The sequence below is a fragment of the Microbacterium phyllosphaerae genome (genome assembly GCF_050628115.1).
GTDB classification, from domain to species: Bacteria; Actinomycetota; Actinomycetes; order Actinomycetales; family Microbacteriaceae; genus Microbacterium; species Microbacterium phyllosphaerae_A.
The window spans coordinates 2,680,507-2,694,401 of sequence record NZ_CP192502.1 but is presented as its reverse complement, the minus strand read 5'-3'; the positions used below and the strand labels follow the sequence as shown (position 1 = coordinate 2,694,401).

At 68.9% G+C, this 13,895-nt stretch carries 15 protein-coding genes; 1 reads left to right on the top strand and 14 read right to left on the bottom strand.

What is annotated here, in order from left to right; genetic code table 11:
* Nucleotides 1–44 precede the first annotated feature (44 nt).
* Genes ACQ4LY_RS12760 through ACQ4LY_RS12735 form a run of 6 tightly spaced genes read right to left on the bottom strand, consistent with a single transcriptional unit; the run spans nucleotide 45 to nucleotide 4,532 of the window.
* On the bottom strand, nucleotides 45–578 hold the full coding sequence (locus ACQ4LY_RS12760; RefSeq protein WP_431072027.1) for a hypothetical protein: 534 nt from the start codon (nucleotides 576–578) through the stop codon (nucleotides 45–47).
* Entirely contained in the window at nucleotides 575–1,840 is a 1,266-nt protein-coding gene (locus ACQ4LY_RS12755; RefSeq protein ID WP_431072025.1) for a DUF58 domain-containing protein, read from the bottom strand. Before ACQ4LY_RS12755 ends, ACQ4LY_RS12760 begins: the two co-directional genes overlap by 4 nt.
* Nucleotides 1,837–2,802, bottom strand: coding sequence for an AAA family ATPase (locus ACQ4LY_RS12750; protein WP_431072023.1), 966 nt, complete (start codon nucleotides 2,800–2,802; stop codon nucleotides 1,837–1,839). The genes ACQ4LY_RS12755 and ACQ4LY_RS12750 overlap by 4 nt, the downstream gene beginning before the upstream one ends.
* Before the next feature lie 19 nt (nucleotides 2,803–2,821).
* Entirely contained in the window at nucleotides 2,822–3,340 is a 519-nt protein-coding gene (locus ACQ4LY_RS12745) for a hypothetical protein (protein ID WP_431072021.1), read from the bottom strand.
* Entirely contained in the window at nucleotides 3,337–4,068 is a 732-nt protein-coding gene (locus ACQ4LY_RS12740; protein WP_431072020.1) for a DUF4129 domain-containing protein, read from the bottom strand. The genes ACQ4LY_RS12745 and ACQ4LY_RS12740 overlap by 4 nt, the downstream gene beginning before the upstream one ends.
* Nucleotides 4,069–4,088: 20 nt before the next feature.
* The gene (locus ACQ4LY_RS12735; RefSeq protein WP_056516593.1) at nucleotides 4,089–4,532 is read right to left on the bottom strand and encodes a MarR family winged helix-turn-helix transcriptional regulator; all 444 of its coding nucleotides are present in this window, start codon (nucleotides 4,530–4,532) and stop codon (nucleotides 4,089–4,091) included.
* Between the two features lie 44 nt (nucleotides 4,533–4,576).
* On the opposite strand from ACQ4LY_RS12735, the gene ACQ4LY_RS12730 reads away from it, so the two are divergent.
* Nucleotides 4,577–4,819 carry a hypothetical protein gene (locus ACQ4LY_RS12730; RefSeq protein ID WP_431072018.1) on the top strand — a complete coding sequence of 81 codons (243 nt, stop codon included), beginning with the start codon at nucleotides 4,577–4,579 and terminating at the stop codon, nucleotides 4,817–4,819.
* Between the two features lie 11 nt (nucleotides 4,820–4,830).
* On the opposite strand, the gene ACQ4LY_RS12725 is transcribed toward ACQ4LY_RS12730, so the two are convergent.
* From ACQ4LY_RS12725 to acs, 8 genes are all read right to left on the bottom strand, one after another.
* Nucleotides 4,831–5,163 carry a TfoX/Sxy family protein gene (locus ACQ4LY_RS12725; RefSeq protein WP_431072016.1) on the bottom strand — a complete coding sequence of 111 codons (333 nt, stop codon included), beginning with the start codon at nucleotides 5,161–5,163 and terminating at the stop codon, nucleotides 4,831–4,833.
* Between the two features lie 16 nt (nucleotides 5,164–5,179).
* Nucleotides 5,180–7,252 (bottom strand): excinuclease ABC subunit UvrB, encoded by a 2,073-nt coding sequence (gene uvrB / locus ACQ4LY_RS12720; RefSeq protein ID WP_431072014.1) that lies wholly within the window; start codon nucleotides 7,250–7,252, stop codon nucleotides 5,180–5,182.
* A gap of 67 nt (nucleotides 7,253–7,319) precedes the next feature.
* Nucleotides 7,320–8,111 carry a GNAT family N-acetyltransferase gene (locus tag ACQ4LY_RS12715; RefSeq protein WP_431072012.1) on the bottom strand — a complete coding sequence of 264 codons (792 nt, stop codon included), beginning with the start codon at nucleotides 8,109–8,111 and terminating at the stop codon, nucleotides 7,320–7,322.
* A 58-nt stretch (nucleotides 8,112–8,169) separates the two neighbouring features.
* The gene (locus ACQ4LY_RS12710) at nucleotides 8,170–9,384 is read right to left on the bottom strand and encodes an MFS transporter (protein ID WP_431072010.1); all 1,215 of its coding nucleotides are present in this window, start codon (nucleotides 9,382–9,384) and stop codon (nucleotides 8,170–8,172) included.
* Nucleotides 9,381–9,980 (bottom strand): dephospho-CoA kinase, encoded by a 600-nt coding sequence (gene coaE, locus ACQ4LY_RS12705; protein ID WP_431072008.1) that lies wholly within the window; start codon nucleotides 9,978–9,980, stop codon nucleotides 9,381–9,383. The genes ACQ4LY_RS12710 and coaE overlap by 4 nt, the downstream gene beginning before the upstream one ends.
* Before the next feature lie 31 nt (nucleotides 9,981–10,011).
* Nucleotides 10,012–10,596, bottom strand: a complete 585-nt coding sequence (locus tag ACQ4LY_RS12700; protein ID WP_431072006.1) for a CoA-binding protein — start codon at nucleotides 10,594–10,596, stop codon at nucleotides 10,012–10,014.
* Nucleotides 10,593–11,897, bottom strand: coding sequence for an O-acetylhomoserine aminocarboxypropyltransferase/cysteine synthase family protein (locus ACQ4LY_RS12695; protein WP_431072004.1), 1,305 nt, complete (start codon nucleotides 11,895–11,897; stop codon nucleotides 10,593–10,595). Before ACQ4LY_RS12695 ends, ACQ4LY_RS12700 begins: the two co-directional genes overlap by 4 nt.
* The gene (gene acs, locus ACQ4LY_RS12690) at nucleotides 11,894–13,894 is read right to left on the bottom strand and encodes an acetate--CoA ligase (RefSeq protein ID WP_431072002.1); all 2,001 of its coding nucleotides are present in this window, start codon (nucleotides 13,892–13,894) and stop codon (nucleotides 11,894–11,896) included. Before acs ends, ACQ4LY_RS12695 begins: the two co-directional genes overlap by 4 nt.
* Between the last annotated feature and the right edge of the window lies 1 nt (nucleotide 13,895).

Sequence of the window (13,895 nt, the reverse complement as noted above, 5' to 3'; positions counted from 1 at the left end):
AGGGGCCACGGACATTGGCTCCGTGAGGGCTCACAGGAACGCCCTCACACCCGCCGCCGCACGTCTGACCGGCGCGGATTCGCCTTCACGAGCAGCAGCACCGCGACCGCGACGACCGCGCCGCCGCCGGCGACGACCGCCCACGGCGCGGTGCCCTCGACTCCGTCGACGCCGAGCATGACGGCGATCGTCAGCGGCTGGGCGATCGCCTGCACCAGGACGAAACGGATGGCGGTCGGGCGCAGCGCGGCGAGCACGACCCGTGAGCCGCGAGGGATCACGAGGGTCAGCGACGTCAAGACGTGGATCGCGTGCACGACGAGCACCGCCAGCATCGCCCGACCGAGATCCGGCTCGGACAGGAGCATCCCGATCATGATGCACGCGGCCCCGCCCCACGCGGCGAGCGTCTGCGGGACCACCGCGGCGGTCACGGCCAGGATGACCGCCACCCACTGCCACCCCACGAAGGGGTTGAGCACGAACGCCCCGACCGCGACGACCGCGATCAACACGACCCGCACCACGATCCAGGAGATGGCGGGCGCGGTCTGCAACGTGTCATTCGGCGTTCTCATCGCCTGGCCCTCGCGATCTCGCGCAGCGCGGAGGACGGATCGTCCGCCCAGGTCACCACGTCGATGCCCGCACCGTGCAGGTCGGCGAACACATTCTCCCGCTCCGCCAGCACCGTCCGCAGACCGATGAGCTGAGGACGAGTGAGGCGGGAATGATCGAGCCGCGGCAGCACGTCGATCGCGACGACGCGGTGCCCGCTCGCCCGCCACATCAGCGCGGTCTGCGCGGCCGCCCCCTGGAAGAACGTCGACAGCACGAGGACGACCGAGCCGTGCGGCACATGCGGGGTTCTGCGGAAGGCCGCATCGTCGCGAGCCTGCCCCGTCGCGGCGATCGCCGCCTCAAGACGTGCGAGATGACGAGAGCCTCCGCCACTGCGCAGCGATCGTCCGCCATGCACGAGGACGTGCAGGGCGACGCGGTCGCCGGCACCGATGGCGCTGCCGGCGAGTCCCCGAGCGGCCTCACGGGCGTTGTCGAGCGACGTCACGCCGCTGCGCTCGAAGTCCCCGCTCCCCCACGATGACACGACCGCGCCGAGGTCCTCCGAGGTGTCCATCGCGATCACCACGGACGCGTCGCTGAGCGTGTGCGTGCGTCGCACCAGCAGATCACCCGGCCTCCGCGCCATCCGCGCCGTCGCGCGCCAGTCGACGCGACGCAGCTCATCTCCGGGCGCGAACGCATGGATGTCTCGGAAGTCGCCGCCCTGCCCCGGACGCCGCCCCTCGTGCGAACCGTGCAGACCGGTCAGACTTCTCGGCAGCGGCAGCATCCCGACCGCTCGGGGTGTCGGAGCGACCTGGCGTCTGCTCCTGACGATCTCGGAGGGCTCCGAGAGCACGGCGCCCTCGAGAGCGAGACCGCGCGTCGAGACCTGCACAGGGAGCGCGGGGCCCGAGTGGAGGACGCGGCTCCGTGCGAGGACCGTGGCCCCGGCGCCGGCCCCGGGAAGGATCGCGCGGCGAGTCCTGCGCTCGGACTGCACCACGAGCAGCTCGACCATCTCGGCGTCGCTCTGCACCGAGATCTCGGTGAGCAGTTCTCCAGCGGCGCTCGGACGCGAAGAGACGCTCGGCTCGGCCCCGACACCCGAGGTTCCTCGGCCGAGGGCGAGGGCGCTCCACAGCGCGACGGGAAGCCCCATGGCGACGACGTCAGGACGCGAGAACAGCAGCCCGGTGACGGCGAGCACTATCGCCCCGGCGATGGCGACGGCCAACGTCGGACTCCAACGACCGTGCACCGATGGTCTCGTCACACGCGCTCCTTCACTGTCGGAGGAACGGGCACCTGACCCACGACGGCTCGCACGACCTCGGCGGCCGATGCGCCCTGCGCCCAGGCCTGCGGAGTCAGCGTGAGGCGATGGGCGAGCACGGGCACGGCGATCCGCTTGATGTCATCCGGTCGCACGAAGTCCCGACCGTCCAGGGCGGCCAGGGCACGACCCAGCAGCAGCAGACCGAGCGAGCCGCGCGGGGAGGCCCCGACCTCGACGTTCGGCGCGGTCCGTGTCGCGCGGGCGATCTCGACGCAGTAGCGCGCGATGTCCCCGTCGACATGTATGGCCTCGACCACGGCCTGGAGCGCGATCAGCCGTTCCGCATCGATGACGGCGGGGACGTGGGTGGCCTCCTGCCGCCGACCGACGCGATTGTGCAGGATCTGCGCCTCACCTGTCACATCCGGATACCCCACTGAGAGCCTGACCATGAACCTGTCGAGCTGCGCCTCAGGAAGTGCGTAGGTGCCCTCGTACTCGATGGGGTTCGACGTGGCGATCACGTGGAACGGCGCGGGCAGCGGAAAGCTGTTGCCCTCTACTGTGACCTGCCGCTCGGCCATCGCCTCGAGCATCGCCGACTGCGTCTTCGGCGTCGTGCGGTTGATCTCGTCGGCCAGGAGGAGACCGGTGAAGATCGGCCCAGGTCGAAAGACGAAGTCCGAGGAGTCGGGTGCGTACACGTACGACCCGGTGACATCTCCCGGGAGCATGTCCGGGGTGCACTGGAGCCGGCGGAACGAGAGCCCCAGCGCCGAAGCGAGGCTGCGTGCCGCAAGGGTCTTGCCGAGCCCCGGCACGTCTTCGAAGAGCACATGCCCCCCGGCCAGGATCGAGGCGAGCGCGATCTCGAGCGGGTCATCCATCCCGACCACGACGGTGCGCACGGCGGCGAGGATTCGAGCGCCGGCCTCGGCGATCTCGGTGGATGTTGTCATGTCATCTCCTGTGTCTCGGTTACAGCGACGCGCGGCCGCCGGATGAAGGCGGTGTGCCCGGTGTCGTCGTGACCTCTGCGGACGGACCCGGGCTGAGAGCGTCGATCACGTCGAGCGCTCGCTCGATGTCGCCGATTGTGGTCCCAGGCCCTTCAAGTCGAGCCCAGAGATCGGGGCCGATCAGCGCTGAGACCAGCGACCGTTTCGCGGGGTCCGCCGGGTCTGCTCCGCGGCGCTGGAGGCGCTGCCGGAGGGCTTCCCGCACGCGGCGCGTGATCTGCGTGCCGGCGAGCCCCGTGTGCGTGTTCAGCGCCCAGGCCATGCGGGAGATCTCGGTCGGCCGACGGTCGGGCTCCACGGCGATGTGCGGGGCGTCGACGCTGGGTTCTGGCGGCACCACGAGCTGCGCGAGAAGCGCGATCGCGCTCACGAGAAGACTCCACCCGATCACGAAAGGCCAGGTGAAACCGAAACCGGTGAGCACCAGTGCCGCGACCACCGCGGCCACGGCGGCGGTGACGGTGCGCCCCCACCTCATCGCCACACCTCGTCGATCCGGCGGAGCGCAGCGCGGGCGGCGTGCCTCTCGGATTCGGTGGCCTGGTGGGCGCCGAAGCGCACCCGCTCGAACAAGGTCAGCAGCTCCGAGGCGTCGTCGTCGATGCCGGAGCGCCGCGTGATGACCCTGAGTGCGAACTCCCCCGGCGTCTCGCTCGGAGCTCGTGTGACCCCCGCATCCGCCGCACTCTCTTCGAGGCCGACCCATGCGGCGATCACGGCGTCCGTGGGCAGCGCGCGTTCGTCGATGGCCTGCAGCGCCCCGGCGATGCCGCGCCGGATGGCTTCGACCACCACCTCAGGTTCGGGAACCGCAGCCACCTCGGCGACCTCTGCCGCGACGTCTGCCCCATCGCGCCGTTCCGTCGGCCTGTTGCGCCAGGCCCGCAGCAGCGCTCGAACGATGATCACGAGGAGCGCGATGACACCGGCGACCACGAGGAGCATCAGGATCACTGCGAACACCTGCACCACCGCGGCACTCGTGGGATCGATCTCGACCTCTTCCGGAAGCCCCGTCGCGCCCGGCGCAGTCGTGGGAACCGGCGGTTCCGACGCGGGCGGCACCGGCTCCGAGGGACGGAATGTCGGCGCCCCCTGGATCGCCGCGGCGATCATCACGATGAGAAAGAGTGCGGCGACGGCGCTCACGAGCCCGAGCCGACGAACACCCCGACGCGCGTCGGTTGTCGGGCGGTCACTCGGCATGCCCACACCCTATGACGCGGTCACTCCGGGGTCGGGCGGCGACCCGCGAAAGCCGACAACCCGTCGCGCAGGGTCGCGATCTGCTCGAGATCCATGCCCACCGCCGCCATCACCTGACGAGGAACGTCGAGCGCCCGCTCGCGGAGCGCACGTCCGGCATCCGTGAGGGTGATGTCGAGGCGGCGCTCGTCCTCCGAGCTGCGCTGCCGGGCGACCAGCCCGTCGGCCTCGAGGCGCTTGACCAGCGGCGACGCGGTGGCCGGCTCGAGAGCGAGATCAGCGGCGAGATCATTGAGCTGGCGCGGCGCGCGCTCCCACAGCGCGAGCATCACCAGGTATTGCGGATGCGTGAGTCCGAGCGGCTCCAGGATCGGCCGGTAGATCGCGACGACGTTGCGCGCGGCCGTCACCAGAGCGAAGCAGAGCTGGTTGTCCAGCTTGAGCAGATCATCCGTAGCGGTCACGGCTCGACTATACAACGGCACTAATAGTTAGTACACTAAGCAACATGGCACGCTCCAGTGATCGCCCTTCTCTTCGCTCGCGCATCCGCGAGGCGGGTGGCCTGTACTCCTGGATCAACTCGAATCTGATCCGGTTCGCCGGCCCGGCGTCGGTCGGACCCTACGAGAAGACGCCTCCCCCGAGCGCTGCCGAGAGAGCGGAACGGGCCTGCCCGCTCTGCGGGGCCCCGATGAGTGAGCACGAGATCGATCGCTCAGGCCCGAAGACGCTCGTCCACTGCCCCTGAAAATCGAGCGGTCAGCCCTCGCGGGCTGCGTCCTCGCGCGCGACGTCGAGCCAGAACGCCAGATCGTCATCGCCGACCAGCGCTCCTGGCGACACATCGAGCCATCCGGTTCCCATCGTCCGGGGTCCCATGACCGCCGTATCGACGCCCGGTCTGGTGATCAGCGCCGCGCCGTGCTCTTCATCCACTCGAACGAGGAGCACGCCACCACTACGGGCTCCGACCAGGATGTGTCCGTCGAGAAGGAAGGCGCGGGTGCCGAACATCCGCTTCTCCTCGACCTCTCCGTCTAGGGTCAGCAGCGCGCGCACTCGGTCGGCGAGCTCTTCTCCTGACGCATCCATCGTCGTCTCCTGGGACTCAGGCGTGCCCGGCCTTCTCCATGGCACGCAGCTCCTTCTTCATGTCCTGCACCTCGTCGCGCAGACGCCCGGCGAGCTCGAACTTCAGCTCGGCCGCGGCCGCGAGCATCTGGTCGGACAGGTCCTGGATGACGGCTTCGAGCTGCTGAGCACCCTCGGCAGCGATTCCCGTACGACGCAGGTTCGGTGTCGGCGACTTGCCCTTGCCGGTCGCGCGGCCGCGCCCTGACATCATCTCGGCTGTGTCCGCGCCCTCTCGAGCGAGCACCTCGGTGATGTCGGCGATTCGCTTGCGCAGCGGCTGGGGGTCGATGCCGTGCTCGAGGTTGTAGGCCACCTGCTTCTCGCGACGACGGTCTGTCTCCTCGATGGCCTTGGCCATCGAATCGGTGATCTTGTCGGCATACATGTGGACTTCACCCGACACGTTTCGCGCCGCGCGACCGATCGTCTGGATCAGCGACGTGCCGGAGCGCAGGAAGCCCTCTTTGTCGGCGTCGAGGATCGCGACCAGCGACACCTCGGGCAGATCGAGACCTTCGCGGAGCAGGTTGATGCCGACGAGCACGTCGTAGACGCCCGCCCGCAGCTCGCTGAGCAACTCGACACGACGGAGCGTGTCGACATCGGAGTGGAGGTAGCGCACCCGCACGCCGTGCTCTCCGAGGAAGTCGGTCAGCTCTTCGGACATCTTCTTCGTGAGCGTCGTGACGAGTACGCGCTCGTCACGACCCACGCGAACCCGGATCTCTTCGAGGAGATCGTCGATCTGCCCCTTCGACGGCTTCACGATGATGTGCGGATCGACGAGGCCGGTCGGACGGATGATCTGTTCGACCACGCCGTCGGCGATGCCCATCTCGTACTTGCCGGGGGTTGCCGACAGGTACACCGTCTGACCGATGCGGTTCTTGAACTCGTCCCAGCGCAGCGGTCGGTTGTCCATCGCGCTCGGCAGACGGAATCCATGCTCCACGAGCGTGCGCTTGCGCGACGCATCACCCTCGTACATCGCACCGATCTGCGGCACCGTGACGTGCGACTCGTCGATCACGAGCATGAAGTCGTCGGGGAAGAAGTCGAGCAGCGTGTGCGGCGGCTCGCCGGGCTGACGGCCGTCCATGTGCCGGGAGTAGTTCTCGATCCCCGAGCAGAACCCCAGCTGCTGCAGCATCTCGAGGTCGAACGTCGTGCGCATCCGCAGACGCTGCGCCTCGAGCAGCTTGCCCTGACGCTCGAACTCCTTGAGCCGCGCTTCCAGCTCGTGCTCGATGGTGCCGATGGAGCGCTGGATCACGTCGGTTCCCGCGACATAGTGCGAAGCGGGGAAGATCGGGACCGCGTCGAGCTTCTCGATGACCTCGCCGGTGAGCGGATGCAGGGAGTACAGCGCCTCGATCTCGTCGCCGAACAACTCGATGCGGATCGCGTGCTCCTCGTACACCGGGATGATCTCGATCGTGTCGCCGCGCACGCGGAAGTTGCCCCGCGAGAAGTCGACGTCGTTGCGGTTGTACTGCATCGCGATGAACTGCCGGATGAGCGCATCCCTGTCGTATCTCTCCCCCACCTGGAGGGCGACCATGGCGCGAAGGTACTCTTCAGGCGCACCGAGACCGTAGATGCAGGAGACGGTCGAGACGACGATCACGTCGCGACGGCTGAGCAGTGAGTTCGTGGTCGAGTGACGAAGACGCTCGACCTCGGAGTTGATCGACGAGTCCTTCTCGATGAAGGTGTCTGTCTGCGGGACGTACGCCTCGGGCTGGTAGTAGTCGTAGTACGAGACGAAGTACTCGACCGCGTTGTTGGGCATCAGCTCGCGGAACTCGTTGGCGAGCTGGGCGGCGAGCGTCTTGTTGTGCGCGAGAACGAGCGTCGGGCGCTGCACCTGCTCGACAAGCCAGGCGGTGGTGGCCGACTTGCCGGTACCCGTCGCACCGAGCAGCACGATGTCTGTCTCGCCGGCGTTGATGCGTGACGCCAGCTCGGCGATGGCCTTCGGCTGGTCGCCGGCGGGCTCGTACTCGCTGATGACCTCGAAGGGACGGACACTGCGCGTGGGTTGCATACCTCCAGCGTATGCCGGGCCACCGACACCGGGGTCGCGCGTCCGTCAGCAGCGAACGGAGAGCTGCTCAGTCCGCTTCCGGCGCCCAGACGTAGGGAGTGGTGGTCGACACCTTGATCAGCCCTGCGCGCTCGAGTATCGGCCGGGAGAACTCCGTCGAGTCGGACTGGAGGTACCGCTTGCCGCGAGCGAGAGCGGAGCGTGCGCGTCGCGCGGTGAGTGCGCGGTAGATCCCCCGGCCGCGCCACGACGCGATCGTCGCACCGCCCCAGAGCCCCGCGAAGTCCGTCGCCGCCACGGGTTCGAGGCGGCCTGCGCTGATCACCGCCCCGTCCGCGACGGCGATCCACAGCTCCACCGTGTCATCCGAGCGGATGCGCTGCAGAGTCGTCTCCGCCCGTGCACGCCAGTGCGGATCCTCGAAGACGGCGCCCTGCATCTCCTCCATGGCCAGCACCTCCACCTCGGTGCGGGCGCGGCGCAGCTCCACTCCGTCGGGAGCCGCGACCTCCTCGGCGAGCAGCGCCGCCTCGCCGATCATGATCGACTCGGTGTCCTCCGGCACGAACCCTCGCGCGATGAGCGCATCGTGCAGACCAGGAGCATGGTCGTGGCCGCGCGTCTTCCACTCCACGCTCGTGATGTCCGCCATGCCGCGGAAGCGCTCCAGCGCGGCGTCGACCAGCTCGGCCGCGCGCGCGGCATCCGCTCCGTCCAGGTCCGCGTACGACACGAAGCCGCGTCCGCCCGGGAACACCGCGAGACGGAGGGGTCCGAGCGATGAGACGGCGAGTGCGTGAGCGGTCTCGGCATCGGTCCGAAGCTGTCCGTCGTAGGCGGCGAGGAGATTCAGAGGCATGCGCCCATCCTCTCAGGGACGCTGCCTCCTCCTCAGGCTTCCGCGGCGCCGCCCGTGCTCACGAGGAACCGGCGGCTGGCGATCCGCGCAGCTTCGCGACCGCTGAGGCCGCTGCGAGGCCGCACATGGCGAGGACCACGACGATGAACCACACCCAGTCCATCTGGCCGAAGACGATGCCGAGCGCCCAGCCGAACAGGCTCGATCCCGCGTAGTAACCGAAGTAGTAGAGCGAGGAGGCCTGCGCTCTGCTGTCGGGGCCTGCCGCCGCCGGTGCCCACCCCGATGCCACCGCGTGCGCACCGAAGAACCCCCCGGTGAAGAGAAGCAGCCCGATCAGCACGATCGGAGTGGCATGAGCGAGCATCGCGGCCGCTCCCGCGGCCATCACGGCGATCGCCCCCAGCAGCACGGGGTATCGCCCGAAGCGAGAGGCCAGAGAACCGGCCCAGGGCGACGAGACGGTGCCGGCGAGATAGGCGAGGAAGAGCAATGTGACCACCCAGGCCGGCAGCTCGAAGGGCGGCTCGGCGAGGTGGAATCCGAGGTAGTTGTACACGGCCACGAACGCTCCCATGAGCAGGAAGCCCTGGGCGTACAGTGCGAGCTGTCGCCCCGAGCGGAGCGGCGCCAGCAGACGAGTGAGCATCCCCGGTCCGGCGTCGTCACGGAATCGTCCGGGTACGAATCCCTGCGCCTTCGGGGTCAGCCACAGGAACAGCACGGCCGCCACCGCGCACAGCCCCGCGACCGTCCACATGCCCTCTCGCCACCCCGCCTGCTCGCCGATGATGCCGGACACGATCCGGCCGACGAGCCCGCCCACCGTCGTTCCCGCGATATAGCTGCCCGCTGCGGCGGCGGCGTTTCGCGGACTGACCTCTTCGCTCAGGTACGCGAGCGCGACCGCAGGGACAGCCCCGAGCGCGATTCCTTCGAGCAGGCGCAGCGTCAGGAGCATCTCCATCCCCGCGCTGAGTGGGGCCAGGAGCCCCAGCACCGTCGCCGTGAGCACGCCGATCGCCATCGCCTGCACCCGCCCGATGCGGTCGGCGACCATCGACCACGGGATGACGGCGGCCGCCAGCCCGAGCGTCGCCGCCGACACGCTGAGCGCGGCGCTCGCCGGCGAGATCCCGAGAGCTGTGGACAGCTGCGGCAGCACGGCCTGGGGCGAATAGAGCTGCGCGAAGGTCGCGATGCCCGCGAAGAACAGACCGACGATCAGGCGTCGGTATACGGGCGATCCGGGGGCGTGACCGGTGAAGGTCACGACGTGCTGATCCGCTCCCAGAGATCATCCGTCTGCGCGAGCGTCTGATCCAGCGATCCGGACGTGTCGATGACCACGTCGGCGATCGCCAGGCGGCGCTCATCGGAGACCTGCGCGTCGATCCGCTCCTGTGCGGCCCGTTCTGCCATCCCGCGGATCTCCACGAGCCGACGCCTGCGCTCTTCCACGGGCGCGTGCGCGACGACGATCAGGTCCCACGGATCGTCGACCCGCGCTTCGACCAGGAGCGGCACGTCGTACACGACGACCGCCTCGGGGTCGGCCGACATCGCCTCGTCGAACCGGCGCTGAGACTCGGCGCGGACCGCAGGGTGCACGATCGCGTTCAGTCGCGCCAGGTGATCGGCGTCCCCGAAGACCTTCGCACCGAGGGCGGCGCGATCGAGCGAGTCGTCAGCGGCGATGACCTCTGCGCCGAACGTCTCGGCGATGGCTGCGAGCACCGGAGTCCCCGGTGCCTGCACGTCGCGGACGATCTGATCGGCGTCGACGACGACTGCTCCTCTCTCCGCCAGTCGTCGTGCGATGGTCGACTTCCCGGAGGCGATGCCGCCGGTGAGCGCGATGAGAGCCATGCGGCAAGTCTAGGCTCCGACCCGGCCCTGCTCAGCGTCCGAGAAGCTGACGCCGAGAGCTGATCACGCCCGTGTCGAACCCGGCGAGGTGGAGTCCGCCATGGAACCGCGCGTGCTCGATCTTGATGCAGCGATCCATCACGACTGAGAGCCCTGCGTCTTCCGCAAGGGCGGCCGCCTCCTCATTCCACGACCCCAGCTGCAGCCAGAGCGTCTGCGCGCCGAGGTCGATCGCCTCCTGCGCGACGCCGGGAAGATCCGCGTGCCGACGGAACACGTCGACGATGTCGGGGACGACGGGAAGGTCGGCGAGCGACGCATAGACGGGCTGCCCGAGGATGGACGACTCACGCGGATTGACGAGGTAGACGTGGTAAGCGGTGCTCGAGAGCAGATAGGTCGCGACGAAGTACGACGCGCGGGCGGGGTTGTTCGATGCGCCGACGATGGCGACGGACTTCGCACGTCGGAGGATGCCGAATCGCTGCTGCTGGCTCGGTCCTTCCCACGTGCGCTCAGGGTGCAGCGGGGCGGCTCCGGGAAGCGCGCATGCTGCGGCCTCCTGAGGCGCGGGGAGCGTGCAGGCGTCTGCCCCCGCGATGTCCGTGTCGCTCATCGGTTCGCTCCCGTCGCCGTGCTGAGTGCCTGGTCCAGGTCCCAGATGATGTCGTCCGCGTCCTCGAGGCCCACCGAGATCCGGATGAGGTCGGGGCGCACTCCGGCTGCCACCAGTTGCGACTCCGTGAGCTGTCGATGGGTGGTGGATGCCGGGTGGATGACGAGCGTGCGCGCGTCACCGATGTTCGCGAGGTGCGATGCCAGCTGGAGGTTCTCGATCAGCGTCTCCCCCGCCGCGCGACCGTCTTCGGCCTTGACTCCGAAGGCGAAGACCGACCCCGGCCCGAGCGGCAGGTACTTCGCGGCGCGCTCGTGATGCGGGTGACCCTCGAGCCCCGCCCAGGTCACGTATTCCACGCGGGGGTCGGACGCCAGCCAGTCAGCGACGATGCGCGCGTTGGCGAGATGGGCGTCGATGCGCTGCGGAAGAGTCTCGACACCCTGCAGCAGGTTGAAGGCGGACTGCGCACTCAGCGCCGGCCCGATGTCGCGCAGCTGCTCGGTGCGGAGTTTGGTGAGGAACCCGTACTCGCCGAAGTTGTCCCACCACTTGATCCCTCCGTACGACTCGACGGGCTCCGTCATCTGCGGGAAGCGCCCGTTGCCCCAGTCGAACGTGCCCTTCTCGATCACGACGCCTCCGAGCGTCGTCCCGTGACCGCCGAGGAACTTCGTCACCGAGTGGATGACGATGTCGGCGCCGTGCTCGAGCGGACGCGCGAGATACGGCGTGGCCAGTGTCGCGTCGACGACAAGCGGCACACCGGCGGCATGCGCGACCTCCGCGAGGCCCTCGATGTCGGCGATCTCACCCGACGGGTTTCCGATCATCTCGACGTAGACGACCTTCGTCTCGGGGCGGATCGCCGCCGCGTAGTCGGCCGGATCCGTGGAGGCGACGAACGTCGTCTCGACGCCGAACCGACGCAGCGTCACGTCCAGCTGGGTCACTGTGCCGCCGTAGAGCTGCGCCGAGGCGACGACGTGGTCGCCCGCGCCGACGAGCGCGGCGAACGTGATGAACTCGGCGCTCATGCCCGACGCGGTCGCGACGGCGCCGATCCCGCCCTCGAGCGATGCCAGCCGTTCCTCGAGCGCGGCGACGGTGGGGTTGCCGATGCGCGAGTAGATGTTGCCGTACTTCTGCAGCGCGAAGAGGTTGCCGGCATCCGTCGCATCCTCGAACACGAATGACGTCGTCTGGTAGATCGGCACGGCGCGCGCACCCGTCGCGGCATCCGGTGTTCCCCCGGCATGGAGTGCCCTCGTGCGAAACCCGAAGCGGTGTTCTTCCGTCATTGCGTCCTCAGTTCGGTGGTCTCGAGCACGGCGGCGATGTCGTCGACGGCCCACGGATTCTGCAGAGATGTCGTGTCCCCGAGGGGTGCTGGTGCGCGTCCTGCGCGACGGTCCTGCTCCGCCTCCCACAGCTGTGCGAGCAGTCGCCGCATGATCTTGCCGGAGCGGGTCTTGGGCAGATCCGGGACCACGACGATGTGCTTCGGCTTGGCGACGGGTCCGATCGCCGTGGCGACCTGTCCTCGCAGCTGCGAGGTCGAGACCTCTGCGCGTCCTGACGCGGTGACGAATGCGACGACGGCCTGTCCGGTGACGGGGTCTGCGACGCCCGCGGTGCCAGCTTCCCCCACCGTGTCGTGCGCCACGAGCGCCGATTCGATCTCGATCGTCGAGAGCCTGTGGCCGGACACATTCACGACGTCGTCGAGGCGGCCGAGGATCCAGATGTAGCCGTCTGCATCGCGCGTCGCCCCATCACCGGCGACGTAGTATCCGCCGTGCTCGCCGTGTCCGGCGTAGGCAGACCAGTACGCATCACGGTATCGCTGCGGGTTCCCCCACACGGTGCGCGCCATCCCCGGCCACGGGCGCCGCACCACGAGCGTTCCCGATCCTCCGGGCGCGACCTCATCGCCGTTCGCGTCGACCACGGTCGCGTCGATACCGGGCAGCGGCACGGATGCGGAGCCGGGCTTGAGCATCGTCACTCCCGGAAGCGGCGCGATCATCGCCGCCCCGGTCTCGGACTGCCACCAGGTGTCGATCACCGGGAGCTCGTCGCGCCCGAAGTTGCGGCGGAACCAGATCCAGGCTTCCGGGTTGATCGCCTCCCCGACCGTCCCGAGCAGACGCAGCGTCGACAGGTCGTGCCCCTGCGGCAGCTCTGCGCCGAACCAGGTCATGAACGTGCGGATGAGCGTGGGCGCGGTGTAGTACACGGTCACGCCGTAGCGCTCGATGATCTCGAGGTGCCGCTCGCGGTTCGGTGTGTCCGGCGTCCCCTCGTAGATGACCTGCGTCAGGCCGTTCGAGAGAGGACCGTAGATCTCGTAGGTGTGGGCGGTCACCCAGGCGAGGTCCGCGGTGCACCAGTGCACGTCGTCGGGTTTCGCGTCGAAATGCGCCCAATGCGCCCAGCTCGCATGCGTGAGGTACCCACCGGATGTGTGGACGAGCCCCTTCGGCTTCCCGGTGGTTCCCGACGTGTAGATGATGAAGAGCGGATGCTCGGCATCGAACGCCTGGGGCTCATGCCGGGGCGAGGCGGTGTCGACGACATCGTGCCACCAGACGTCGCGTCCCCCGGTCCAGGGAACATCCTGCCCGGTGCGCCGGAGCACGAGGACGTGCTCGAGATCGGGCAGGTCCTCGGCCGCGATATCGGCCGTCGATTTGACCTCGGTGGCGCTGCCCCGGCGGAACTGGCCGTCGCTCGTCACGAGCAGCTTGGCTCCGGTGTCGGCGAGCCGGAATCGCACCGCCTCGGCGGAGAAGCCGCCGAACACCAGTGAGTGCACGGCTCCGACGCGCGCGCAGGCGAGGGTGATCACGACCGTCTCGATCAGCACCGGGAGGTAGATGACGACACGGTCGCCCGGCCGGATGCCGAGTGCGATGAGCGCGTTGGCCGCGCGCGACACCCTGTCCTGGAGGTCGGAGTACGTCACGGCCATGCGGTCGCCCGGCTCGCCCTCGAAGTGCAGCGCGACCTTGTCACCGCGACCGGCCTCGACGTGGCGGTCGACGCAGTTGTACGCGACGTTGAGCCGTCCGCCGACGAACCATCGTGCTGCGGGAACGGCCTCGCCCACGGGGGGATCCCATTCGTGAGCCGTGTGCCACGACTCGACCCAGTCGAGCCGCTCGGCCGCCTGCTCCCAGAAGAGGGTCGGATCGGACGCTGCCCGCGCGTACGCCTCGGCGGTGACGTTCGCGGTCGCGGCGAAGCCGGCGGACGCCGGATACGTGCGGGTCTCGTGCAGACGTGCTTCCGTCACG

Coding starts and splice junctions, on each gene's coding strand:
- ACQ4LY_RS12760 (WP_431072027.1), bottom strand. CDS start 578: ATGAGAACGCCGAATGACACGTTGCAGACCGCGCCCGCCATCTCCTGG.
- ACQ4LY_RS12745 (WP_431072021.1), bottom strand. CDS start 3,340: ATGAGGTGGGGGCGCACCGTCACCGCCGCCGTGGCCGCGGTGGTCGCG.
- ACQ4LY_RS12725 (WP_431072016.1), bottom strand. CDS start 5,163: ATGGATGCGTCAGGAGAAGAGCTCGCCGACCGAGTGCGCGCGCTGCTG.
- ACQ4LY_RS12740 (WP_431072020.1), bottom strand. CDS start 4,068: ATGCCGAGTGACCGCCCGACAACCGACGCGCGTCGGGGTGTTCGTCGG.
- ACQ4LY_RS12730 (WP_431072018.1), top strand. CDS start 4,577: ATGGCACGCTCCAGTGATCGCCCTTCTCTTCGCTCGCGCATCCGCGAG.
- coaE (WP_431072008.1), bottom strand. CDS start 9,980: ATGGCTCTCATCGCGCTCACCGGCGGCATCGCCTCCGGGAAGTCGACC.
- ACQ4LY_RS12715 (WP_431072012.1), bottom strand. CDS start 8,111: ATGCCTCTGAATCTCCTCGCCGCCTACGACGGACAGCTTCGGACCGAT.
- ACQ4LY_RS12695 (WP_431072004.1), bottom strand. CDS start 11,897: ATGACGGAAGAACACCGCTTCGGGTTTCGCACGAGGGCACTCCATGCC.
- uvrB (WP_431072014.1), bottom strand. CDS start 7,252: ATGCAACCCACGCGCAGTGTCCGTCCCTTCGAGGTCATCAGCGAGTAC.
- ACQ4LY_RS12700 (WP_431072006.1), bottom strand. CDS start 10,596: ATGAGCGACACGGACATCGCGGGGGCAGACGCCTGCACGCTCCCCGCG.
- ACQ4LY_RS12750 (WP_431072023.1), bottom strand. CDS start 2,802: ATGACAACATCCACCGAGATCGCCGAGGCCGGCGCTCGAATCCTCGCC.